The sequence below is a fragment of the Nitratireductor alexandrii genome, from assembly GCF_004000215.1.
GTDB lineage: Bacteria > Pseudomonadota > Alphaproteobacteria > Rhizobiales > Rhizobiaceae > Mangrovimarina > Mangrovimarina alexandrii.
On record NZ_RBVY01000002.1, the window covers coordinates 323634 to 346354 of the forward strand.

The window sequence follows — 22721 nt, forward strand, 5'->3', positions numbered from 1 at the left end:
GAAATTTCTATATAAACCAAAGGCTTATTGTGAAATTGACTGAATTTGCGCAGAAAGGGGAGCGGGCGGCCGGCATGCATCGCCGCATGGCGCCGCACCGACACCCGAGGGAGGAATTTCATGCATTTCGACAAAATGAACCGCCGCGGCTTTCTCACCAGCACCGCCGCGCTCGGCGCCGGTCTGGCCATGCCGACCATTTTCACCAGCGCCTCGCGCGCGCAGGAATACTGCAACATGCCGACCGGCGATACGGTCGTGTTCGGCTTCAACGTGCCGCAGACCGGCGCCTATGCCGACGAGGGCGCCGACGAGCTGCGCGCCTATGAACTCGCCGTCAAGCATCTGAACGGCGAGGGCGACGGCGGCCTGTTGAACACCTTCACCTCCAAGGCGCTGAAGGGCAGCGGCGTGCTCGGCAAGAAGGTGGCGTTCGTCACCGGCGACACGCAGACCAAGTCCGATGCCGCCCGCGACAGCGCCAAGCGGATGATCGAGAAGGAAGGCGCGATCATGATCACCGGCGGATCATCGTCGGGCGTCGCGGTCGCGGTGCAGGGCCTGTGCAACGAGATGGGCATCATCTTCATGGCGGGCCTCACCCATTCCAACGATACGACCGGCAAGGACAAGAAGCGTTACGGTTTCCGCCACTTCTTCAACGCCTATATGTCCGGCCAGGCGCTCGGCCCGGTTCTCGCCGAGGAATATGGCACCGACCGGCGCGCCTATCACCTGACCGCCGACTATACCTGGGGCTGGACCCAGGAGGAATCGATCATCAACGCCACCGAAAAGCTCGGCTGGGAGACGGTTTCGGCGGTGCGCACGCCGCTCGGCGCCGGCGATTTCTCGCAATACATCACCCCGGTCCTGAATTCCGGCGCCGACGTGCTGATCCTCAACCACTACGGCAAGGACATGGTCAATTCGCTGACACAGGCGGTCCAGTTCGGCCTGCGCGACAAGCAGGTCAACGGTAAGGATTTCCAGGTCGTCGTGCCGCTGTTCTCGCGCCTGATGGCGCAGGGGGCGGGCAAGAACATCGAGGGCATTCTCGGTACCACCAATTGGAACTGGTCGCTGCAGGACGATGCCTCGCAGGCCTTCGTGAAATCCTTCGGCGAGGAATACGGATTCCCGCCGTCGCAGGCCGCCCACACCTGCTACGTCCAGACGCTGCTTTATGCCGATGCCTGCGAGCGGGCCGGAACCTTCGCCGCCCCGGAAGTCATCAAGGCGCTGGAGGGCTTCGAGTTCGACGGCATGGGCAACGGCCCCACGCTCTACCGCGCCGAGGATCACCAGTGCTTCAAGAAGGCTCTGGTCGTGCGCGGCAACGATGACAAGCAGTCCGAATACGATCTGCTCAAGGTCGTCAAGGAAGTCGACCGCGAGGCGCTGACCTACGACGCCTCGATCTTCGGCGGCGACCTCGGGCCCAACGAAGGCAAGAGCTGCTAGGCTGAAGGGCCAAGCACCGGACCGGTCGCCCCCGCGGCGACCGGTCGCCATCGCGGCCCGCCTCGCGCGGGCTTTGGAGCCGGACGGGGCGGCAAGATCATGGACGCTATCATCATCCAAATTCTCAACGGTCTCGACAAAGGCGCGGCCTATGCGCTGATCGCGCTCGGGCTGACGCTCGTGTTCGGCACGCTGGGGGTCGTGAACTTCGCGCATGGCGCGCTGTTCATGCTCGGCGCGTTCTGTGCCGTATCCTTTAACGCGCTTTTGACATGGCCGATCCAGCCGCCGAAGGCGGAAGGTCAGCTGTTCGCCCCCAAGGCGATCCCCTTCATGGAGCATCAGTTCGGCGAACTTGGCGCGGCGATCGTCAATTGGTCGGTGCCGCTGTCGATCCTGATCGCCATCCCGGTGATGCTGCTCATCGGGTTGATCATGGAACGCGGGCTGATCCGCCATTTCTACAAGCGGCCGCATGCCGATCAGATCCTCGTCACATTCGGCATGGCGATCGTGCTGCAGGAAATCGTCAAGAAGATTTTTGGCGCCAACCCGATCCCGCAATCGGCGCCGGAGATGTTCAACGGCACCGCCGATATCGCCGCCTGGCTGGGCATGAGCGATGCCTTCATCGTCTATCCCTGGTGGCGTCTGATCTATTTCGTCTTCGCCGCCGTGGTCATTGGCGCCGTCTTCGCGTTCCTGAATTTCACCACCTACGGCATGGTGGTGCGCGCGGGCATGCGCGACCGCGAGACGGTCGGGCTTTTGGGCATCGATATCGAAAAGCGTTTCACCGTCGTTTTCGGCATCGCAGCGGTCGTGGCCGGGCTCGCCGGCGTGATGTACACCCCGATCCTGCCGCCCGACTACCATATCGGGATGGAGTTCCTGGTTTTGAGCTTCGTCGTGGTGGTGGTCGGCGGCATGGGCTCGCTGTCGGGCGCCGTGCTGGCCGGTTTCGTGCTCGGAATCCTGCAATCCTTTGCCTCGATGAACGAGGTCAAAAGCATCTTTCCCGGCATCGATCAGATCATCATCTATCTGATCGCCGTGATCATCCTGCTGACCATGCCACGCGGGCTGATGGGACGCGCCGGCGTGATGGAGGACTGACCGATGTTCGCCAATCTTTCGCGCAATGACTGGCTGCTTTTCCTGGGGTTCTCGATCGTGGTGCTGATCAGCCCGTGGACGCTCACGCCGTTCGGCGCCGGGTACCCCGCCCTTTTGCAGAAATTCTGCATTTTCGGCATCTTCGCCCTCGGCTTCAACATCCTGTTCGGGCTGACGGGCTACCTCTCCTTCGGTCACGCAGCCTTTCTGGGCGTGGGCTCCTATGCCGCCGTGTGGTCGTTCAAGCTCTTTACCATGAACGTCCTTCCCAGCGTCATTTTCGGCATTGCCGCGGCCGGCCTGTTCGCCGTCGTCATCGGCTATATCAGCCTGCGCCGCTCGGGCATCTACTTCTCCATTCTCACGCTCGCCTTCGCGCAGATGAGCTACAATCTCGCCTATTCCGTGCTGACCCCAATCACCAATGGCGAGACCGGTCTGCAACTGACGCTGAATGATCCGCGCATCATCGACAACGCCTTCGCCGCGCCGGGCGCCGGGCTGCCGCAGACCAATTTGTTCGGCATCGACATGAGCGGCTATCCGGGTTTCTATTTCTGTGCCGCGGCGTTGATCGTGTGCTTCTTTCTGACGATGCGCATCTTCCGCTCGCCCTTCGGCATGATGTTGCGGGCGATCAAGTCGAACCAGAACCGCATGCGCTATACCGGTTTCAACACCAGGCCGTATCTGCTGACCGCCTTCGTCATCTCGGGCATGTATGCCGGGCTGGCGGGTTCGCTGATGGCGGCCACCGATCCGCTCGCCGGCGCCGAACGCATGCAGTGGACGGCCTCCGGCGAGGTGGTGCTGATGACCATTTTGGGCGGTGTCGGCACGCTGGTCGGGCCGGTGCTGGGCGCGGGCGTCATCAAATATTTCGAAAACATCTTTTCCTCCTTCAACGAGGGCACCCTGCACGCCGCCTTCGCCTTTCTGCCCGTCGGGCTGGAGACGGTGATGGTCAAGCTTGCCGGCCTGTTCGTCGGCGAGGGATGGCATCTCACCCTGGGCGTCATCTTTATGCTGATCGTCATCTTCCTGCCGGGCGGCATCATGGAGGGCATTGCCCGGCTGGCGAAGCTTGCCGGCATCAAACGCAAACCCTCCCACGCCGACATGTCGGCCGGGTCGGCCCAGCCAGCGGAGTAGGGCGCATGTCCACGCAGAACATGGTTCTCAACGTCGCCGACGTCAGCAAGAGCTTCGGCGGCCTGAAAGCGCTGAGCGATGTCGACCTGCAGATCGAGGAAGGCACCGTCCACGCCATCATCGGCCCCAACGGCGCCGGCAAATCGACGCTGCTCAACGTGTGCATCGGCCGCATCGCGCCCGACACCGGCCACGTGATCTTCGACGGCGAGATCCTCGACAGCCACCAGCCGCACGAGATCAACCAGCTCGGCGTCAGCCGCGTCTTCCAGACGCCGGAGATCTTCGCCGATCTGTCCTTGCTCGACAATGTCATGATCCCCGCCTTCGCCCGCCGCGACGGCTCCTTCCGCTTCAACGCCATCCAGGCCGTCAGCGGCCAGGCCGATATTCGCGAGGAGGCCGAGGCCGTGCTGCATGATGTCGGTCTCTACGAGCAGCGCCATGCGCTCGCCGGCAGTCTGTCGCGCGGCGACAAACGGCGGCTGGAAATGGGCATGTGTCTGATCCAGCGTCCCAAGCTGCTGCTTCTCGACGAACCGACGGCCGGCATGTCCCGGCATGATACCAACATGACAATCGACCTGCTCAAGCGTCTCAAGCAGCGCGGCATGACCAAGGTGATCATCGAGCACGACATGCATGTCGTGTTTTCGTTGGCCGACCGCATCAGCGTGTTGGCGCAGGGCCGCATCATCGCCGAAGGTTCGCCCGAACAGGTGCGCGCCGATCCGAAGGTCAAGGAAGCCTATCTGGGGGAAAGTGAGCAATGAACGCCAGCGTTTCGGCAGCCGACACCGCCACCGCCTCGCCGGTCTCACCAGACACGGCGCCGTTTTTCAGCGTTAAAGACATCCACGCCTATTATGGCGAATCCTATATCGTCCAGGGCGTGTCCTTCGACGTCGCCAAGGGCGAAGTCCTGTCGTTGCTCGGCCGCAACGGCGCGGGCAAGACCTCGACGCTGCGCACACTCGCCCGGCTCGACCAGCCGGCGCTCAAGCATGGCGAGATCTGGCTCGACGGGCGGCCTCTGCACGATATGAAGGCGCATCAGGCGGCGGTCGAGGGCGTTCAACTCGTGCCGGAGGACCGGCGCATCATCGGCGGGCTCACGGTGGAGGAAAACCTCATCCTGGCCCAGGTCAGCGAGCCGCGGGGCTGGGAGATCGGGAGGATATACGAGCATTTCCCGCGCCTGGCCGAGCGCCGCAACCAGGAAGCCACCACCATGTCGGGCGGCGAGCAGCAGATGCTGGCCGTCGCCCGGGCGCTGGCGCGCGACATCAAGATCCTTTTTCTCGACGAGCCTTACGAGGGGCTGGCACCGGTCATCGTCCACGAGATCGAGAGCATCGTGCGCCAGATCCGCGATATCGGTATCACCACGATCATCGTCGAACAGAACGCGGTTGCCGCGCTGCGCCTGTCGGACAAGGCGGTCATCATGGACATGGGGCAGATCGTTTACGAGGGCTCGGCGCGCTCCGTGCTCGACGACACCCGGTTGCGCGACGAATATCTCGCCATCTGAGCCCGGCGTGCGGCCGCGCACGCCGCGCCGGTCACGCCGTCAGCGGAAAGACGCGTGCGTTCGGCCGGTATAGGCGAGCCGGTATTCGAGCGCGATCGCGCCCCACACCAGGCCGAGCAGCACGTAAAAATGCCGCCAGTGATCGGTGTCGATCACCGTGCCGAGCAGGACGTGGCCGACGAGGACGACATAGGCGCACAAAAAATAGGGGTGCCAGGGGCGGTCGCGAAACAGGATGCGCAGGCCGGCCACCAGCGTCCACACGATAAGCATCGCGTAGGCCGCGAAGCCGAGCCAGGAATAGGCCAGCAGCGCCTTCAGCCAGATATTGTGCGTGTCCTCGCCGAACGTCTTGCCGAACACCAGCGGCCCGATGCCGAACGGGCTTTCCAGCGCGATCGAAAACCCGATCGCGTGCCGCGCGAAGCGGCCGAGTCGCGCGCCGTCATAGTCCTGCACCAGCCGGGCGCGATCGGCGAACAGGTCGGCGATCACCGGGATCTGCAAGGCGATCACCATGCCAGCGACCAGAAGCGCCAGCGCGATCAGTGCCATGACGATGATCTTGACGCGGAACGCGCCGCTACGGTGGCGTATGAACACCGCCAGGGTGATCAGCATCGCCGAGATCGCGAACAGGCCCCATGCGCCGCGCGAAAAGGACAGGAAAAGGCCGAAGGCGATCACCAGCAGCGGCAGCGCGTAATAGGGGATGCGCGTCGCCGGGCCGGTCAAAAGCCGATAGAGCAGGTAGATGCCCGGCAAGGTGATGAACGGGCCGAACACGTTCGGATCCTCGAACACGCCGGCCGCGCGTTCGAACTTGGTGAACATCTCCGCCCCCGGAAAGGCGTGGAAATAGCCGAGTATGCCGAAAAACGCCGTCGACAGCGCGGCCGCGATCCAGGCGTGGAAGACCAGTTGGTAGAGCTCGGGCCGCCGTTCCAGCACCGCGGCGAAGAACACCGAGGTCAGGGCCAGAAACAGCGACACCGCCAGATAGAGCGGCGCGTCGTTGAAGGTGTCCATCTGCAGCATGGAGACGACGCCGCCGAGATTGAAGACGATCAGAAGCACCAGAAGCGGCGCCGTGCCGCGCGACAGATGCAGGCCGAAAAGCGCCCAGATCGGGATCAAAGCGGCCATGTATAGCTCGTAGGGCGCTGGCTCGCGGATCACGAAGCCCGACAGGAACACGCCCAGCGCAATCGCGGCCGAGGCCAGCAGCGAAACCAGCTTGGCGTTGATGGCCTGGCGCGGCAGGGAGGGCGCGGCTGCCGTCAATAGGCGGACTCCGTCTTCAAGAGCCGGATCGGCGTCAGCACCAGAATCTTGAGATCAAACCACAGCGACCAGTTCTCGATGTAATGGAGATCGTATTCGGTGCGCATCTTGATCTTCTCGTCCGTATCCACCTCGCCGCGCCAGCCATTGATCTGGGCCCAGCCGGTCACGCCCGGCTTGACGCGGTGTCGGGCGAAATAGCCGTCGACCACTTCGTTGTAGAGCAAATTGTGCGACTGCGCCGCCACCGCGTGCGGGCGCGGGCCCACCAGCGACAGGCTGCCGACCAGCGCGTTGAAGAACTGGGGCAATTCGTCGATCGAGGTCTTGCGGATGATGCGGCCGACGCGCGTCACGCGCGGGTCGTCCTTGGTCACCGCCTTTTTCGCCGTCGGGTCGCATTGCTCGGAATACATCGAGCGGAACTTCAGCACCTCGATGACCTCGTTGTTGAAGCCGTGCCGTTTTTGCCGGAACAGCACCGGCCCCTTGCTGTCCAGCTTGATGGCGATCGCGGTCGCGATCATCACCGGGGCGAACAGCACGATGCCGAACAGCGAAAACACGATGTCGAAAATCCGCTTGGCGACAGAGTCCCAGTCGTTGATCGGCTTGTCGAAAATGTCGAGCAGCGGCACCGAGCCGATGAAGGAATAGGAGCGCGGCTGGAAACGCAGCGCGCTCGAATGCGCCGACAGGCGGATGTCGACCGGCAGCACCCAAAGCCGCTTGAGCATCGACAGAACCCGCGCTTCGGCCGAGATCGGCAGCGAGACGATCAGCATGTCGATTCTGGCGATGCGGGCGAATTCGAGCAGTTCCGAAACCGTGCCGAGCTTGGGATAGCCGGCCACGATCGGCGGCGAGCGCTTGTCGTCGCGATCGTCGAAAATCCCGCAAATGCGGATATCGTTGTAGGGCTGGCGCTCGAGCGAGCGGATCAGGCTTTCGGCGGCGGCCCCACCGCCGACAATGACGGCGCGGCGCTCCATCGTGCCGTTGCGTGCCCAGCGGCGGATCAGTCGCGACATGACGAAGCGCAGCGCGAGGACGCCGAGCAGCCCGCTGAGATACCAGCCTGCGAACCACAGCCGCGAGAACTCGGCGGAATTTTTCATGAAAAAGCCGGCGAGCGCCATCAGCGCGAAGGTCGCCGACCAGACCAGCGCGATACGTCCGGCAAAGCGCAACGGCGCGCGCAGGGCGCCGATATGATAGGCGTGCGCGAATTCTAAAAGCACCACCGCGCCCAGCGACCCGGCCGGGATCGCAACCGCGTATTCCCAGTAGAGATGGGTCTGCGGACCGACGTAATAAAGATACATCAGCGCGCCGGCGAGCGCGAAAACGGCGAACTCGGACAGTCTGAGCATGCCCATGACCATCACCGGCGACAACGTGTCGCGCCGGTACTGGCTGGCGATATTGCGCGCCATCGGGCCCAGCGTGCCGGCCGTCTGATGGGCCGTGCCCTCGTCCTCGAATTGCCGGACCGCCTCGAGCGTGTATCTCAGTTCTGGGTCGATCTTGTTCATGCCAACGCCTTCCACGCCGCAACGGGTCTAGCAGGAAGCTGCTAAGATTCCCTTGATGGGGCCGTCGGCATTGGCGTTATCTGCGGTAGCGGACGCGTGCGACCGTGTCCTCGTAGATTGCCTCGATGCGCGTGGCCATCGCGTCGGCGCTGAAATTTTCTGTCATGAAGGCGCGCCCGGGCATCGAGGCCGCATAGGCGTCCTCGTCGGCGAGCGCCTCGGCCATCTTGGCGGCGATCGCGGCCGCATCCGGCTCGACAAGTGCGTTGGACGCGGTGGCGAAAATCTCGGGGATGCCGCCGACCGCGCTGGCGATCATCGGCCGGCCGGCGCCGAGTGCCTCGATCACGATATAGGGCATTGCCTCCGCACGCGACGGCACCACGACGATGCGCGCGCGCGTGAAAGCCTGACGAGCCGGCATCGGCATCTCGAAGCGGATCCGTTCGCCCAGCCCGAGCGCGCCGGCCTGGGCGATGTAGCGTTCGCGATCCTCGCCGTCGCCGACCATCACCGCGCTCACCGGGCGTTGCAGCGTGTGTTGCGCGCGCGCCAACGCGTCGATGAAGATGTCGGGACCCTTCAGGTCGCGCATCATGCCGATATAGAGGAAGTCGGCGGCCTGTTGATCGGTCGCCACCGGCTCGAATTCTTCGGCGCGAATGCCGTTATAGACGACGTGATGGGGCGCTTTCGGCTCGCCGATCTTGCGCCGGAACATGGCGCGCTCCTGCTGCGACACGAACAGGATATGATCGGAAAACCGGTCCATCAGTCGCTCCAAACCAAAGAAGAAGCGGCCCGTCAGGGCCGTTTCGTCGTAGTGGAGACTGCCGCCATGCGGCGAATAGAGGCGGGCTACGCGAGACCCAGAAACCCGCAACAATGAGCCGAACATGCGCGCGTAGACGCCACCTTTGGCGCCGTGCCCGTGCAGGATGTCCGGCCGCAATTTCTTGATCAGTCCAAAAGTCCGAAATGCGGACACGATGTCGCCCGGTCCGATATGGCGCTGCATGGGGGTGCGCGCCACGCCCAGCGCGAGCTCGGGCTCGAGCTCGGCCAACAGGCGGTTTTCGAAATCGCCGCCCGTCGAGGAATCGCACACCACCCCGACCTCATGTCCCGCCGCCGTCTGCGCCTGGCTCAGGTCGCGCACATGGCGGAAAATACCGCCGACAGGGGAGCGGAAGCAATGAACGATGCGCAGGCTTTGTGTCACGGAATACGAGGCCGTTGCGCGTTAGAACAGGCGTTCGCGGACATAGATCGTGTCTCCCGGCAGCACCGGGTCGGAGGTTAGAACGCGCCCGGTCATCACCTTGCCGTTGATGTCGCGCGTGATATCGACGCCGCCCTGATTGGCTCTGGCGGTAAAGCCGCCGGCCGCCGCTATCGCCTTTTGCGCCGTCATGCCCGGCACGTAGGAATACTGGCCGGCCGCGCCGACCTCGCCCATCACGAACACCGGGCGATAGCGGTCGATCTCGACAGACACGTCGGGGTCGCGCAGATAGCCGTCGCGCAGCTTGCCGGCGATCTGCCGCTCGATCGCGCTGGCCGATTGTCCGCGCGCGGCGACGGCGCCGACAAGCGGGAAGGCGATATAGCCGGCCTGGTCGACGCTGTAGACGTTGCTTAGGCTTTCCTGCTCGAAAACCGTAATGCGCACGCGGTCGCCCGAATCCAGCACGTAGGGCTTGGTCAGTGCGGCGTGGAAGGCCGGCGGAGCCGGACGATAGCCGGAACACCCCGCCGCTGTCGCGAGCGCGAGAAGGGCAACCGAAATGACGAGCCGGCGTTTCATGATCCGCTACGCACCTTTGATTGACACAGGCGGCCGCCAGGGGAGGCCGACATCGCGCTTGTTATCCACCTGTTAGGGTTAATGCCCGGTAAAGGGCCGGCGCGAAGACGGTCGAGACAGTTCTTTCAGCCGGCACTGGTTTCTTAACCTGCCGGTTACCATAGGCGTTTACTTTTGCCCGCAGAAAACTCGGAGTTTTGCCGATGGCCGGCGTGCGCAATCCCGACCAGGACCTTGATATCGACATTGCCGCTTTGTTTGCGGGACTTGCCGGCAACTGGCTGCGCATTCTGGTCGTTGCGCTGGGCGTGACGGCGGTTGCGTTCATGCTGGCCTCGATGGCCACCCGCCACTACAAGGCAGAAACCCGCATTTTGATTGAGACGCGGGAATCGGTGTTCACCCGGCCCGAAACCCAGCGCGACGCCGATCCCATCCTCGACGAACAGGGCGTGACCAGCCAGGTGGAGGTGATTTCCTCCACCGACATTCTCACGAAGGTCGCCCGTCAGCTCGACCTGGCGGCGCTGCCCGAGTTCGAAGCCGACGGCCAGGTATCGCTCGTCGACAGGCTGATGATCCTGACCGGGCTGCGCGGCGATCCCGTCGCGCTGCCGCCAGAGGAGCGCGTGCTCAAGGTTTTTCGCGAAAAGCTCAATATCTATCGTGTGGAAAGCTCGCGCGTCATCGTCGTCGAGTTCTCCTCCGAGGACCGCGAACTGGCCGCTGCCGTGCCCAATGCGATCGCCGACGCCTATATCCAGCTGCAGCGTGATGCCAAGCAGCAATCCAATGCCGACGCAACCGAATGGCTGGAGCCGGAAATCGCCGATCTGCGCGCCAAGGTGAAGGAGGCGGAAAGCAAGGTCGCCAATTTCCGCGCCCAGTCCGACCTGCTTGTCGGGGGCAACAATTCCATGCTTGCCACCCAGCAGCTTTCGGAGCTGTCCAGCGAATTGTCGCGCGTGCGCGCCAACCGCGCCTCGACCGAAGCGACGGCGCGTTCGATGCGCGAGGCGCTTTCGCAGGGCGCTTCGATCGACGCTCTTCCCGACGTGCTGGCCTCGCCGCTGATCCAGCGCCTTCGCGAGAACCAGGTTCAACTCAAGGCCGATATCGCCGACCTGTCGGCCAGCCTGCTCGACAATCATCCGCGCATTCGCGCGCTGCGCTCGCAATTGGCCGACCTCGACCGCCAGCTCCGCGCGGAGGCCCAAAAAATCCAGTCCAGCCTGGAAACCGAGGCCGAATCCGCGCGTTTGCGCGAGCGCGAATTGGTCGCCGAGCTCAACAAGCTCAAGGCCGAATCCGCCCGCGTGGGTGAGCAGGAAGTCGAATTGCGCGCCCTGGAGCGCGAGGCGGCCGCACAGCGCGATCTGCTGGAATCCTACCTGTCGCGCTACCGCGAGGCGCTCTCGCGCAAGGACCGCAACTACCTGCCAGCCGATGCCCGCATCTTCTCGCGCGCCACCGTGCCGGGCGAACCCTATTTCCCCAAAGTGCTGCCGATCTCCGGTGCGGCATTCGCCGCCGCACTCATCCTGATGGCAGTCGCGACCCTGCTTGCGGAACTGTTCAGCGGTCGCGCGCTGCGTCCCGCGCAGCGTTATGACGGTGTGCCGTCAAATGTCGTCATGCCGCGCGACCAAGCCGACGAGGCCGAAGCCGAAACCGCCCGGCGGCAGGCCGCCACCGAGGTGGCCGCGCGCGCCGAAGTCGAACAGGCCGATGCCGACGAAAATCTTGTCGAAGACGACACCGGCGTCGAGGCGGCGGCCGCCGCGCCGATGCCGGTTTTCACCCGTGGCCAGATCACCATCGAGGCGGCAGCGGAAAAGCTCATCGCAGGGGGCGCGTCGCGGGCCCTGTTCATCTCTCCGGAAGGCGACGAGGGGGCGGCGTCGGCCGTGATGGTCGCGCGCGAGGTGGCCGACGCCGGATTGCGTGCGCTGTTGCTCGACCTGACGGAAACCGGCGCGGCATCGTTTCCGATGCTGGAGAGCGCGCGGCTGCCGGGGATAACCGACCTGTTGTGCTCGAAGGCGCAGTTCACCGACGTCATCCATCCCGACCACTATTCGGAGTGCCATGTGATCCCAAGCGGCACTGCCGATCCCGCCCTTGCCATGCGGGCGGCGGACCGCCTGCCGATCATCATGGAATCGCTGACCACCGCCTACGACATGGTGATCGTGGAATGCGGACCGGCGGACGCGGCCGGCATCGGCCGGCTGATCGACGGGGCGAGCGAGGTTTTCGTCTCCGTGATCGAGGAAGACGACGAGGCGATTTCCACCACCACCACCGATCTGCACTCCAGCGGCTTCTCCGACGCCATGCTCGTCACTCCGGTGGGGTATGTTCCGCCTTACGCGCCGGAGCCGGGCCGTCGGTCCGCGGCCTGATCGAACCGGCGAAATCAGGTTTCGCGGCTGCCGCGTGTTGCCCGGCGCGCCCGCTTGACGGCCTCCCAAAGAAGAGGGGTGGCTTTCACCCGTCGCTTTACCAGCGCGGCGGTGCGGCGCGACAGAGCGCTTGCGCGACCCTTGAGCGTTAGCGGGAGGACGATGTCGACGTGGTGGGTCTCGATATCGCACCACAACCGCTTGTAGGTTTCGTCGCCGACGCTGAAATCGTAGATCGCCAGACCCTGCTCGCATGCCTCGCGGATATTGTCGAAAAACAGGAACTCGCCCGGACTGGCGAAGGCGAGTTCGTCGCCGGCGATCGCTCCGAACTCGCAAATGACGCTGTCGGCGCTGATGCTCGAACCCGTCACCGCGCGCAGCAGGCCGCCGACTTCAAGCCCGTGCAGCACAAAGGCGGGGGCGGCCTTGTGTGCCTCGGATCCGAACAGCTCGCGGAAGAAGTCCTGGACCGGTGTCCCGTCAAAGACGTTCTTGATACCCATGGTGGCGAAACGCTCGGCCTTCATGGCGAAAAACGCATCGAGCAGGCGTTCGCTCTCGAGCCGGTTTTCGGCGCGCAGGCGGCGAAACCCGCCGGCCGCCTCGAACTTGCGGGTTTGCGAGCGGTGTTTCTTGCGTTTGCGCTTGCCGCTGGCACGAGCCAACACCGCCTCGAATCCGCCGGTGAGATCGACGGCCAGCGCCGGATTGGGGCTTTGCGCGCCGCCAAGACGACTTAACGGGTTCGGGCTGCCGCGAAACACGCTGATCAGGCGTTCGAAGACGAGCAGGTCGATATCGGGCCGCGCGGCCCGGATCGACCGGATGAGGGTTTTGATGTCGCCCGGGCCTATGTCGGCGGCCGCGGCCGGCACAACGGGCGAAAAATTGCCGTTGGCATGGGTGCCGCCGACGAGGCAGGCCATCTTGGCGGAGCCGTGCGCCACGACTTCCAGCGCCACGGCGAAGACCGGTCGGTGCCGGCGCGACAAAGTCGCGACGACGATGTCGGCGTTGCAGTGCCGGGCCCAGCACGCGACCCATTGCGCGCTCTGGGCGGGCGCGAAGACGCAATCGCGGCACAGGGCGGCATAGGCCGTCAGCGCGGCCTCGCCCTGCAGACAGGTCGCCTGCAGGACATCGCGGCCGGAATAAGCTGCGCGGCCCGCTTGCGTGGCGTGGCGGTGCGTCTGCGGTGCCGTTCGCGTCGTCACGGGGCTCCTTGCGTCAACCATACCTTTAACCTTCGGGTGTAGACCTCGAACGGTAACAGGGCCGAACGGGCCTTTCGGCCGATGCGCCGAACCTAACCGACAATGGTGAAGGAATGATCGACAGGGGGGAATTGCTGCGCAAACTGGCCCTGAACGTGGCGCGCTTCAGCCTCCTGGGGCCCATTGCCGGCGGTTTCTATCGCGGTGTCGGTGCCATTTTGATGCTGCATCGGGTCACGGAGGCGACGGGCGAGGTGATCGGCGCCAACCGCCATCTGACGGTTTCGCCGCATTTCCTCGACGCACTTCTGGCCGAGGTGGGCCGTCTCGGCTACCGGTTCGTGACGATGGACGAGGCGGTCGATCGGCTGGCTTCGCGCGCAAGCGGCGAGCCTTTCGTCACCGTCACCGCAGACGATGCCTATCGCGACAACGTGCAGGAGGCACTTCCGGTGCTGGAAAAGCACGAAGCGCCGATCACGATCTATGTCGCGCCCGCACTGATCGAGGGCCGGGCGCTGTTGTGGTGGGACGTTCTGGAACGGATCGTGTCGTGCCGCGACACGGTCTATCTGTCGACGGCGAGCGGCAAGGTGGCGCTCGACTGTTCCACCCCGGCCGGCAAGCTGAACGCCAACAACGCCATTCACGATTATCTGACGCGCGAGGTGCCGGAGGAACACCAGCGCGCGGTCATCCGCGATCTGGCGCTCGCGGCCGGGGTCGATCCCGAGGGGCCGAACCGGGAAACGCTGATGAACTGGGACGAGATCCGCGCCGCGGCCGCCCATCCGCTGGTCACGATCGGTTCGCATACCGTGCATCATTACAATCTGCGGCGGCTCGACGAAGACAAGGCCCGCCGCGAGATCGTCGATGCCGGGGGCATTCTGGAGATCGAGCTCGGGGCGCGTCCCCGGCACATGGCCTATCCCTACGGCTATGTCTCTGCGGTCGGCGCACGCGAGGTCGCGCTGGCGCGGGAGGCCGGCTACGCCTCGGCCGTCACCACGCGCCACGGCATGGTGCAAACCGAGCACGCCCGTCACCTTCACTCGCTGCCGCGCATCTCGATCAACGGGCGCTATCAGCGCGTGGCGCATGTGCGCACCATGCTGTCGGGCATCACCACGCCGATCGCCAATCGCGGCCGCCGGGTCGTGACCCTGTGAACCGTCCTAGGGTCGCGATTTCGGCGGCCCGACCATCCATTTGATGATCGCCATCGCGGGCAGGATCCACAACAGGCCAGTGAACAGAAAATAGGCGAGATGCACCAGCGCGCCGGATTCGGCCAGCCGCGCGGTGGCGATCGCGGTGGCCAGCAGCGCGTAAATCACCACCAGCGCCACCAGCAGCACGGTGCCGATCAGTTTTTTCACTCGCACGGGCATCGGTCTTCCTCTTCTGGCGCGCTTATTGCGCCTTCGCGCCGGCCGGTGCAATCCCGGCGGCCCGGGAAACGTCCGGCGCGACGGCTTGCCGCGTGGGGCATGCTTGCCAGCGCGGGGCAATTGGTCCACCTGTTCGCCGTCATCGACGCAGCAGGGAACCGGTGCCCATGACCGCCATCGCGCAGACGCCGCTTCACGGTGCCCTCGCCAAGCTCGACCGCGACCGCGCCCAGGTGCGGGCCTGGCTCTATGTCGTACTCGTAGTGCTGTTTGCGCTGGTCGTGGTCGGCGGCGCGACCCGGCTTACCGGTTCGGGCCTGTCGATCACCGAATGGAAGCCGATCCACGGCGTCATCCCGCCGCTCAATGCCGCCGAATGGCGCGAAGAGTTCGAAAAATACCGGCAGATCCCGCAATACCAGCAGATCAACAAGGGCATGAGCCTTGCCGAGTTCAAGGTGATCTTCTGGTGGGAATGGGCTCACCGGCTGCTTGCCCGCGGCGTCGGTTTCGTCTTCGCCCTGCCACTGATCTATTTCTGGGTTGGCGGCCGCCTCGAACGGCGCGTCAAGCCGAAACTCCTCGGCCTGCTTGCGCTTGGGGGGCTGCAGGGGGCGATCGGCTGGTGGATGGTCGCTTCCGGGCTCGTCGAGCGCACCAGCGTCAGCCAGTACCGGCTGGCGACCCACCTGACGCTTGCCTGTCTGATCTTTGCCGCCACCATGGTTGTGGCGCGCGGGCTGGCGCCGCATTCCCAGGCGCCGTCCGGTCGCGCCACGCGGCGCTGGGCTGGCTGGTTGGTGGTTCTGGTCATGGTGCAGATCTATCTGGGCGGTCTCGTCGCCGGCCTTGATGCCGGCCTCGCCTACAACACATGGCCGCTGATGGACGGCAGCCTGATTCCCGGCGGCCTGTTCGTGCAATCGCCCGCGATCGCCAATTTTTTCGAAAACCCCAAGACGGTTCAGTTCGTGCACCGCCTGGGCGCCTACATCGTGTTCCTGGCCGCGCTCTGGCACATGATCGCCACCCTGCGGGCCGAAGCCGGCACGACCCATGCGCGCCGCACCGTTCTGCTTTTCCTTCTGGTTCTGGCCCAGGCCGCCATCGGCATCATAACGCTGCTCCTGCAGGTGCCGCTCGGCTGGGCCTTGTGGCACCAGGCCGCCGCTTTGGTCGTGCTCGGCTTCGCCGCTGCCCACTGGCGCGGCACCAGGGGCAGTTATCCGCGCGAGACGGAAGTCGAACTCAGGAACTGAGGCGCACGGCGGATTGGACCGCCGGCCTCAGCGCGATCGACGCTCCGTCATGCCGCGCCGAGCATCAGCGTCATGTTCTGCACGGCAGCGCCCGAGGCGCCCTTGCCGAGATTGTCGAGCACGGCGACCAGATTGGCCTGACCTTTGCCCTCGGTCCCGAAGACGTAAAGCCGCATGTCGTCCGTGCCGTTGAGCGCGGTCGGGTCGAGACGCGCGAGGCCGGCGCTTTCGGCCAAGGGCACCACCTCCACGATCGACTGTCCGGCATAATGGGCGTCCAGCGCGGCATGGATGTCGCCAAGCTGCGGCGCCCCGGAAAGATCGGTAAGATGCAGCGGCACCTGCACGATCATGCCCTGGGCGAAACGACCGACGCTCGGCGAAAAGATCGGCGCGCGGGTGAGAAGTCCGTGCGCCTGCATCTCCGGCACATGCTTGTGCGCCAGGGTCAGCCCGTAGAGGAAATGGGGGGCTGCGATGTGCTCGGGATGGGCCTCGTCCTCCATCTGCGCGATCATCTGCTTGCCGCCGCCCGAATAGCCTGACACTGCGTTGACCGTGACCGGATAGTCCCCGGGCAGGATGCCGGTCTCGGCCAGGGGACGCAGCAGCGAGATCGCGCCGGTCGGATAGCAGCCCGGATTGGCGACCAGCCGTGCCTTGGCGATTTTCTCACCCTGGCCGGCGGTCATTTCGGCGAAGCCGTAAGCCCAGTCGGGATGCGTGCGGTGCGCGGTCGAGGTGTCGATGATGCGCGTCGAGTTGACGCCGTCCAGCATGGCGACCGATTCCCGCGCCGCGTCGTCCGGCAGGCACAAGATGGCGATGTCGGCGTCCTTCAGCATCGCCGCGCGCAAGTCGCGGTTGCGCCGCTCGGCCTCGGGAATCGAGAGCATGTCGAGGTCGGCGCGGCCGGACAGCCGCGTACGGATCTGTAGACCCGTCGTGCCGTGTTCACCGTCGATGAAGATTTTCGGTTTCATGGCCTTCTCTAGCTCAAAAAGGAATCTGCCATCAATGGCTTGCCGCGATCGTTTGATTCAACGGCCGAGGCGTTTGACTCAGCGCATCAACGCCCTCGCGCGCCGGATCAGGGCCGGGGCGTTGTACCGGCTGTGCCTATGCTTGTTCCCGCGCCTTTCGTTCGGCCAGCAGTCCCAGATAATGCTGGGCCACCGTCGCCCCGGCGATCGCGGTGATGTCGGCATGGTCGTAGGGCGGCGAGACCTCCACGATGTCGGCGCCGACGATGTCGAGCTGGCCGAGCTGGCGTAACACCGACAGCATCTTGGCGGAGGAGGGGCCGCCCGCAACCGGCGTGCCGGTGCCGGGCGCGTAGGCCGGATCCAGGCAGTCGATGTCGAAGGTGATGTAGACCTTGCGTCCGCCGGTGCGCTCGGCGATCTGATAGGCGATCTCGTCGGCGCGCATTTCGTCGATCTCGTGGCCGTAAAGAATCCGGATGCCGCAATCCTGCGGCGCGTGGGTGCGGATGCCGATCTGGATTGAGCGCTCGGGATCGATCACGCCGTCGCGCACTGCGCGGCCGACGAAGGAGCCGTGATCGATGCGCTTGCCGTCGTCGAACCAGGTATCCTGATGCGCATCGAACTGAACCAGCGCGAGCGGTCCGTGTTGCGCGGCGTGTGCCTTCAAGAGCGGCCAGGTGACGAAATGGTCGCCGCCCAGCGAAAGCAGGAACGCACCGGACTTGAGCAGCTTTTTCGCCTCGCGCTCGATCGTGGCCGGGGTTTTTTGATGATTGCCGTTGTCGAGCAGGCAGTCGCCGTAGTCGATCACGGCCAGTTCGGCGAACAGGTCGCGCGCAAACGGATATTGCGGGTCGTTGTCGAAGATCGCCGCCGCGCGCCGGATCGCCTGCGGGCCGAAGCGCGCGCCGGGGCGGTTGGTGACGGCGGCGTCGAAGGGGATGCCCCACACCACCGCGTCGGCGCCCTTGAGGTTTTTCGTGTAGCGGCGGCGCATGAACGACAGCGCCCCGGCATAGGTCGGATCGCCGGCCGCACCCCGGTTGGAGCGGGCTGTGAAAGCATGGTCGATCGAGGATGCGGGCATGGCGGGCTCCTTGCTGATGTCGAAGCAAGCTATCGTGGCTCGGTAACGTCGGCGCAACAAAAAAGCGGACCCGAAGGCCCGCTTTTGCATCTGAAACCAGTTGCGAAGATCAGCGCTTCGAGAACTGGAACGACCGGCGGGCCTTGCGCTTGCCGTATTTCTTGCGCTCGACCACGCGGCTGTCGCGGGTCAGGAAGCCGCCCTTCTTGAGCGTACCGCGCAGCGTCGGCTCATAATGGGTCAGCGCCTTGGAGATGCCGTGGCGAACCGCGCCGGCCTGGCCCGAAAGCCCGCCGCCGGTAACGGTGGCGACGATGTCGTACTGGCCGTCGCGGTTGGTGGCGACGATCGGCTGGCGCAGGATCATCTGCAGCACCGGGCGCGCGAAATATTTGTCGAAGTCCTTGTCGTTGACCGTGATCTTGCCGGAACCCGGCTTGACCCAGACGCGCGCGATCGCGTCCTTGCGCTTGCCGGTGGCATAGGCGCGGCCCTGGTCGTCGAGCTTCTGGACGTGAACCGGCGCTTGCGGCTCTTCCGTCGTGGCGACAGCGCCGGTGGCGGCGCCGAGTTCTTCGAGCGAGTTGAGCTCAGCCATATCAGGCCCTCTTGTTCTTGCGGTTGAGCGCGGCGACGTCGAGCGTCTCCGGCTGCTGGGCGACATGCGGATGGTCGGTGCCGGCATAGACGCGCAGGTTCTTCATCTGGCGACGGCCGAGCGGGCCGCGCGGGATCATGCGTTCGACGGCCTTTTCGATGACACGCTCGGGAAAGCGGCCCTCGAGCAACTGGCGCGCGGTGCGCTCCTTGATGCCGCCGGGATGGCCGGTGTGCCAGTAATAGGTCTTGTCGGTATATTTGCGGCCGGTCAGCGCCACCTTGTCGGCATTGATGACGATGACGTTGTCGCCGTCGTCGACATGCGGGGTGAAGCTCGGCTTGTGTTTGCCGCGCAGGCGGTTGGCGACGATCGAGGCGAGGCGGCCGACGACGAGACCTTCGGCGTCGATCAGCACCCACTTCTTGGTCACGTCCGCAGGCTTCTGCGAAAATGTTTTCATGGTTCCGGTTTCCAAAATGACCTTCGCTGGCGAAGGCGTTTCTTGTTGCTTCGATTGCCGGGCAGGCCAAGGCCGGCCGGCAAAACGGGTCGCGTCGACAGATCCTCGATGTGACCGCGCGTTCCCATAAACGCCGCAAACGATCCGGTCAAGGGATTTCAACAACGGCCTTCAAAATTATAACAGTAAAATCAATAGGTTAAAAATACGGTATTAAAATACCACATTATTCTCAGCGTTGAACGGGGGCGAGGACGCCTCGTTAGGGCTCGGTGGCGGTGTTCGGGGTTCGTCAACCGTCCCGTTTCGGCGGGATCGAATAGGTGCCGGTGGCGTGCGCCACCGTCAGCCCGTCCGCGCCTGCCTTCATGTCGACCTCGAACACCATCAGGTTCCGGCCCAGCTTGATGATGCGGCAATGGCCGTCGATCGGGCCGGCCGGCGCCTTGCGCACGAAATTGATGTTGAGATTGGTCGTCACCGACAGCGCGTCGGGGCCCGCATGCGAAAGCACGCACACATAACCGCCAATGTCGGCGAGCGTGAACAGGGACGGACCCGAGACCGTGTCGCCCGGCCGCAAATGGCGTTCGTTCGCATTGAGCCTGACGGTGCAGCCGCCGGCGAACACCTCGAGCGTGACATAATCGGAAAATTCGGCATTGAGTTGCGGATAGGCGCGTCGCAACAGCGCGTTGATCTGGTCGGCGTCGAGTTTCGGTTCGTGGATCGTCATTGGCTGCTCCTGGCTCTAGCGGGTGAAGCGCGCTTGTCCGCGGGTCGCGATACCGCCTTGCAGCCCGGTATTCGGCGTGAGCCCGCAGGCTTCGACCATCCGTCGGGATGCCGTGTTGGTTGGTGAAACGAACTCGTAGATATGCGTGGCTCCCAGCGTTCTTACCGCGTCTCGAACCGATATCGCGTTGACCAGCGTCCCTAGGCCTCGGCGCCGGGCTGCCACCGCCACGGCGATAAGCCCGCACCAGGCGTGGCGCGCATACCGGCTGAAGCGATTGTGCGGGAGATACGCATGGCCGCAGGCGAGCAAGACGCCGGACGCGTCCTCCAGCCCGACCGTCACGGCATGTCCGAAATTTCCCCGTAGGAACGAGGCCGAGAACGGGGTGATACCGTTCTCGTGCATCAGCCGTTGAAAGCGCGCTGCCTCCGCGTCGTCCGCATCTGCGTCAAGCCACACGACCGTGACATCGCTGGCGCGCGCGCCGTCCAACACGGCCTCGCTCCCTTGAAGGGCAGTGTGTGCGTCGGCACTGAACATGTCCCAGTAAGCGACATGGTAGCCCAGTTGCGCCATCTGCAGGCTCGTCTGTTTGGCCGTGTCGGGTGCGATCATGCGGAACGCGAACGCCCCGTCGCGTTCCAGCACCCTGGCAATCTCGACCGCGCCCAGCTGCTCTGGATCGTCGGTGCCGAGCAACCGTCCCATATTGCATGCGCCCGGCGTGTTCATCGTCCAGTCGTAGTCGAGTTCCGCGCGTTGCTGAAGGAGGCGCTGATTTTCGTCGCCGACATAGCCGCTCATCGGACCGGGCCTCCTATTTTGGATTGATCGGCCGGTTCTCGGTCCAGTCGAACGTGCCGAGATCGCGTTCGCGCACCGCCTGTTTCCAGCCGGTCTCTTCGGCGCGATGTTTGAAATTGAGCCCTTCCGGCGAATGGCGGGTGATGCCGTCGAAGAGCGTGGCGAACATCTGCGTCTGCTTCAGCCCCATCGCCTCGATCGCCTGGTTCACCACCAGCTTCTGCATCATCAACTGGTTGACCGGTACGCCCGCCATGCGTTCGGCGAGTGCGTCGACCTCGTCGTCGAGCCGGTCGGCCGGCACCGCCTTGAGCACCAGGCCGAGCCGCTCGGCCTCGCTGCCGGTGATCCGGTCGCCGGTAAAAAGCATGCGCTTGGCGCGTTCCGGTCCCAGCCGGTAGACCCACATCGCCGTGGTCGGACAGCCCCAGACCCGCACCGGCATGTAGCCGATCTCGGCGTCCTCGGCCATCACGATCATGTCCGCGCACAGCGCGATGTCGGAGCCGCCGGCGACCGCGAAGCCGTGCACCTTGCACAGCACCGGCCGGTGGCTGCGCCACAGCGACATGAACAGTTCCGTGTTGCGCATCATGAAGGCGTAATCCTTCATCGGGTCCCATGGCATATCCTGGGTCACCGCATTGCCGTCGCCGCCGGCCGCCTCGGCATAGTAGGCGAGATCGTATCCGGCGCAGAAGGCGCGCCCGGCGCCGGCAAGCACGATGACGTGCACGCCCGGCTCGTCATTGGCGCGCGCCACGCATTCTGCCAGTTCGCGCGGCAAGTCGTCGTCGATGGCGTTGAGAACCTCCGGCCGGTTGAGCGTGATGCGGGCGATGCGCCCGTCCTTTTCATACAGAACTCTCGCCATCCGCTCCTCCCCAACGTCTCTTCCGTTTTCGTAAACGTCAATCACAATTGCCGTTTCCCGGCTGATCTTCAAGCCCCGGCATGATAGTCATGGCTGACGAACAGCGATCAACAGGATGAAAAGGGAGGTGGCCGATGGCCGAGATCGTGAACCTCGCGAGCAGCGAAGCGTCCGACGGGCTGCTCGACGTGGCGACCAGCGACGGCGTCATGACGCTGACCCTGGCCAATCCGCCCGCGCACGCCCTGTCGACGGAGATGATCGCCGCGCTGCACGAGGCGCTGCTGGCGGCGCGCGAGGACCGGGCCGTGCGGGTCGTGGTGCTTGCCGCGACCGGCAAGATCTTTTGCGCCGGTCACGATCTCAAGGAGATGGCCGCGCACCGGCGCGATCCCGACCGTGGCCGGATCTTTCTGGAAGAACTGTTCCGGCGCTGTTCGGAGATGATGAAGACGGTGGTGCGCCTGCCCATGCCCGTGATCGCCAAGGTCGGCGGCGTGGCGACGGCCGCCGGCTGCCAGCTCGTCGCGAGCTGCGACCTGGCGATCGCCTCCGAAACGGCACGTTTCTGCACGCCCGGCGTCAATCTGGGCGGCTTCTGCTCCACGCCGATGGTGGCGCTGTCGCGCAATTTGTCGCGCAAGCACGCCATGGAGATGCTCCTGACCGGCGAGATGATCGACGCGGCGACCGCGCGCGAGTTCGGCCTCGTCAACCGGGTCGTGCCGGAGGAGTATCTCGACCAGGTGGTGGCGAAATACGCCGCCGCAATCGCCTCCAAATCGCCGGTGGCGATCGCCCGCGGCAAGCGCGCCTTCTACGAACAGGCCGATATGCGCCTGTCGGAGGCCTATGACTACGCCTCCGCCGTCATGGTCGATGGTTTCATGACCCGCGACTCCGAAGAAGGCCTCGACGCCTTCTTCGACAAGCGCGATCCCGAGTGGACGGGCAAGTAGCGATGGCGCGCCCGGGCTTGATCGATCCCGCCGCTTCCGGC

At 64.7% G+C, this 22721-nt stretch carries 22 protein-coding genes; 9 read left to right on the plus strand and 13 right to left on the minus strand.

The window, feature by feature from the left end:
* Positions 1-120: 120 nt before the first annotated feature.
* From EP380_RS05265 to EP380_RS05285, 5 genes are all read left to right on the plus strand, one after another.
* Positions 121-1464, plus strand: coding sequence for a substrate-binding protein (locus EP380_RS05265; RefSeq protein ID WP_106569900.1), 1344 nt, complete (start codon positions 121-123; stop codon positions 1462-1464).
* Positions 1465-1563: 99 nt separating this feature from the next.
* Positions 1564-2580 carry a branched-chain amino acid ABC transporter permease gene (locus EP380_RS05270; RefSeq protein WP_106569899.1) on the plus strand — a complete coding sequence of 339 codons (1017 nt, stop codon included), beginning with the start codon at positions 1564-1566 and terminating at the stop codon, positions 2578-2580.
* Between the two features lie 3 nt (positions 2581-2583).
* Positions 2584-3732 (plus strand): branched-chain amino acid ABC transporter permease, encoded by a 1149-nt coding sequence (locus EP380_RS05275; protein WP_127597178.1) that lies wholly within the window; start codon positions 2584-2586, stop codon positions 3730-3732.
* 5 nt (positions 3733-3737) lie between these two features.
* Positions 3738-4505: an ABC transporter ATP-binding protein gene (locus EP380_RS05280; RefSeq protein ID WP_106569897.1), complete on the plus strand. Its 768-nt coding sequence runs from the start codon at positions 3738-3740 to the stop codon at positions 4503-4505.
* Positions 4502-5266 carry an ABC transporter ATP-binding protein gene (locus EP380_RS05285; protein ID WP_127597180.1) on the plus strand — a complete coding sequence of 255 codons (765 nt, stop codon included), beginning with the start codon at positions 4502-4504 and terminating at the stop codon, positions 5264-5266. Before EP380_RS05280 ends, EP380_RS05285 begins: the two co-directional genes overlap by 4 nt.
* 39 nt (positions 5267-5305) lie before the next feature.
* On the opposite strand, the gene EP380_RS05290 is transcribed toward EP380_RS05285, so the two are convergent.
* From EP380_RS05290 to EP380_RS05305, 4 genes are all read right to left on the minus strand, one after another.
* Complete coding sequence (locus EP380_RS05290) at positions 5306-6550, minus strand: O-antigen ligase family protein (protein WP_127597182.1); 1245 nt, start codon at positions 6548-6550, stop codon at positions 5306-5308.
* Positions 6547-8085 (minus strand): undecaprenyl-phosphate glucose phosphotransferase, encoded by a 1539-nt coding sequence (locus EP380_RS05295; RefSeq protein WP_127597184.1) that lies wholly within the window; start codon positions 8083-8085, stop codon positions 6547-6549. The genes EP380_RS05290 and EP380_RS05295 overlap by 4 nt, the downstream gene beginning before the upstream one ends.
* A 76-nt stretch (positions 8086-8161) precedes the next feature.
* Positions 8162-9307, minus strand: a complete 1146-nt coding sequence (locus EP380_RS05300; RefSeq protein WP_127597186.1) for a glycosyltransferase — start codon at positions 9305-9307, stop codon at positions 8162-8164.
* Between the two features lie 21 nt (positions 9308-9328).
* Complete coding sequence (locus tag EP380_RS05305; protein WP_106569892.1) at positions 9329-9892, minus strand: polysaccharide biosynthesis/export family protein; 564 nt, start codon at positions 9890-9892, stop codon at positions 9329-9331.
* 203 nt (positions 9893-10095) lie between these two features.
* On the opposite strand from EP380_RS05305, the gene EP380_RS05310 reads away from it, so the two are divergent.
* Positions 10096-12297 carry a GumC family protein gene (locus EP380_RS05310; RefSeq protein ID WP_106569891.1) on the plus strand — a complete coding sequence of 734 codons (2202 nt, stop codon included), beginning with the start codon at positions 10096-10098 and terminating at the stop codon, positions 12295-12297.
* Positions 12298-12311: 14 nt separating this feature from the next.
* On the opposite strand, the gene EP380_RS05315 is transcribed toward EP380_RS05310, so the two are convergent.
* Positions 12312-13514 (minus strand): GNAT family N-acetyltransferase, encoded by a 1203-nt coding sequence (locus tag EP380_RS05315; protein ID WP_238719740.1) that lies wholly within the window; start codon positions 13512-13514, stop codon positions 12312-12314.
* A 113-nt stretch (positions 13515-13627) separates the two neighbouring features.
* On the opposite strand from EP380_RS05315, the gene EP380_RS05320 reads away from it, so the two are divergent.
* A complete protein-coding gene (locus tag EP380_RS05320) occupies positions 13628-14686 on the plus strand; it encodes a polysaccharide deacetylase family protein (RefSeq protein ID WP_127597190.1) in 1059 nt (352 codons plus the stop codon).
* 6 nt (positions 14687-14692) lie between these two features.
* Here EP380_RS05320 and EP380_RS05325 read toward each other — a convergent pair whose 3' ends face one another.
* On the minus strand, positions 14693-14908 hold the full coding sequence (locus EP380_RS05325; RefSeq protein ID WP_127597193.1) for a DUF2842 domain-containing protein: 216 nt from the start codon (positions 14906-14908) through the stop codon (positions 14693-14695).
* A 167-nt stretch (positions 14909-15075) separates the two neighbouring features.
* Between EP380_RS05325 and EP380_RS05330 the strand changes: the two genes are divergently transcribed.
* Entirely contained in the window at positions 15076-16167 is a 1092-nt protein-coding gene (locus tag EP380_RS05330) for a COX15/CtaA family protein (protein ID WP_106569887.1), read from the plus strand.
* Positions 16168-16214: 47 nt separating this feature from the next.
* Here EP380_RS05330 and argC read toward each other — a convergent pair whose 3' ends face one another.
* The 7 genes from argC to EP380_RS05365 all read right to left on the minus strand — a co-directional run bounded on the left by argC (position 16215) and on the right by EP380_RS05365 (position 21721).
* Positions 16215-17150 (minus strand): N-acetyl-gamma-glutamyl-phosphate reductase, encoded by a 936-nt coding sequence (gene argC, locus EP380_RS05335; protein WP_127597195.1) that lies wholly within the window; start codon positions 17148-17150, stop codon positions 16215-16217.
* A gap of 136 nt (positions 17151-17286) precedes the next feature.
* Positions 17287-18243: an agmatinase gene (gene speB / locus EP380_RS05340; RefSeq protein ID WP_127597197.1), complete on the minus strand. Its 957-nt coding sequence runs from the start codon at positions 18241-18243 to the stop codon at positions 17287-17289.
* A 109-nt stretch (positions 18244-18352) separates the two neighbouring features.
* Positions 18353-18841 carry a 30S ribosomal protein S9 gene (gene rpsI, locus EP380_RS05345; protein WP_106569885.1) on the minus strand — a complete coding sequence of 163 codons (489 nt, stop codon included), beginning with the start codon at positions 18839-18841 and terminating at the stop codon, positions 18353-18355.
* A 1-nt stretch (position 18842) separates the two neighbouring features.
* Positions 18843-19304 (minus strand): 50S ribosomal protein L13, encoded by a 462-nt coding sequence (rplM, locus tag EP380_RS05350; protein ID WP_106569884.1) that lies wholly within the window; start codon positions 19302-19304, stop codon positions 18843-18845.
* A gap of 292 nt (positions 19305-19596) precedes the next feature.
* Positions 19597-20040, minus strand: coding sequence for a PaaI family thioesterase (locus tag EP380_RS05355; RefSeq protein WP_106569883.1), 444 nt, complete (start codon positions 20038-20040; stop codon positions 19597-19599).
* Between the two features lie 15 nt (positions 20041-20055).
* A complete protein-coding gene (locus tag EP380_RS05360) occupies positions 20056-20847 on the minus strand; it encodes a GNAT family N-acetyltransferase (protein WP_127597199.1) in 792 nt (263 codons plus the stop codon).
* A 13-nt stretch (positions 20848-20860) separates the two neighbouring features.
* On the minus strand, positions 20861-21721 hold the full coding sequence (locus tag EP380_RS05365; protein WP_127597201.1) for a crotonase/enoyl-CoA hydratase family protein: 861 nt from the start codon (positions 21719-21721) through the stop codon (positions 20861-20863).
* 134 nt (positions 21722-21855) lie between these two features.
* Between EP380_RS05365 and EP380_RS05370 the strand changes: the two genes are divergently transcribed.
* Positions 21856-22680, plus strand: coding sequence for an enoyl-CoA hydratase (locus tag EP380_RS05370; RefSeq protein WP_106569880.1), 825 nt, complete (start codon positions 21856-21858; stop codon positions 22678-22680).
* Positions 22681-22721: the final 41 nt, after the last annotated feature.

Coding starts and splice junctions, on each gene's coding strand:
- EP380_RS05265 (WP_106569900.1), top strand. CDS start 121: ATGCATTTCGACAAAATGAACCGCCGCGGCTTTCTCACCAGCACCGCC.
- EP380_RS05270 (WP_106569899.1), top strand. CDS start 1,564: ATGGACGCTATCATCATCCAAATTCTCAACGGTCTCGACAAAGGCGCG.
- EP380_RS05275 (WP_127597178.1), top strand. CDS start 2,584: ATGTTCGCCAATCTTTCGCGCAATGACTGGCTGCTTTTCCTGGGGTTC.
- EP380_RS05280 (WP_106569897.1), top strand. CDS start 3,738: ATGTCCACGCAGAACATGGTTCTCAACGTCGCCGACGTCAGCAAGAGC.
- EP380_RS05285 (WP_127597180.1), top strand. CDS start 4,502: ATGAACGCCAGCGTTTCGGCAGCCGACACCGCCACCGCCTCGCCGGTC.
- EP380_RS05295 (WP_127597184.1), bottom strand. CDS start 8,085: ATGAACAAGATCGACCCAGAACTGAGATACACGCTCGAGGCGGTCCGG.
- EP380_RS05305 (WP_106569892.1), bottom strand. CDS start 9,892: ATGAAACGCCGGCTCGTCATTTCGGTTGCCCTTCTCGCGCTCGCGACA.
- EP380_RS05310 (WP_106569891.1), top strand. CDS start 10,096: ATGGCCGGCGTGCGCAATCCCGACCAGGACCTTGATATCGACATTGCC.
- EP380_RS05320 (WP_127597190.1), top strand. CDS start 13,628: ATGATCGACAGGGGGGAATTGCTGCGCAAACTGGCCCTGAACGTGGCG.
- EP380_RS05325 (WP_127597193.1), bottom strand. CDS start 14,908: ATGCCCGTGCGAGTGAAAAAACTGATCGGCACCGTGCTGCTGGTGGCG.
- EP380_RS05330 (WP_106569887.1), top strand. CDS start 15,076: ATGACCGCCATCGCGCAGACGCCGCTTCACGGTGCCCTCGCCAAGCTC.
- argC (WP_127597195.1), bottom strand. CDS start 17,150: ATGAAACCGAAAATCTTCATCGACGGTGAACACGGCACGACGGGTCTA.
- speB (WP_127597197.1), bottom strand. CDS start 18,243: ATGCCCGCATCCTCGATCGACCATGCTTTCACAGCCCGCTCCAACCGG.
- rpsI (WP_106569885.1), bottom strand. CDS start 18,841: ATGGCTGAGCTCAACTCGCTCGAAGAACTCGGCGCCGCCACCGGCGCT.
- rplM (WP_106569884.1), bottom strand. CDS start 19,304: ATGAAAACATTTTCGCAGAAGCCTGCGGACGTGACCAAGAAGTGGGTG.
- EP380_RS05355 (WP_106569883.1), bottom strand. CDS start 20,040: ATGACGATCCACGAACCGAAACTCGACGCCGACCAGATCAACGCGCTG.
- EP380_RS05360 (WP_127597199.1), bottom strand. CDS start 20,847: ATGAGCGGCTATGTCGGCGACGAAAATCAGCGCCTCCTTCAGCAACGC.
- EP380_RS05365 (WP_127597201.1), bottom strand. CDS start 21,721: ATGGCGAGAGTTCTGTATGAAAAGGACGGGCGCATCGCCCGCATCACG.
- EP380_RS05370 (WP_106569880.1), top strand. CDS start 21,856: ATGGCCGAGATCGTGAACCTCGCGAGCAGCGAAGCGTCCGACGGGCTG.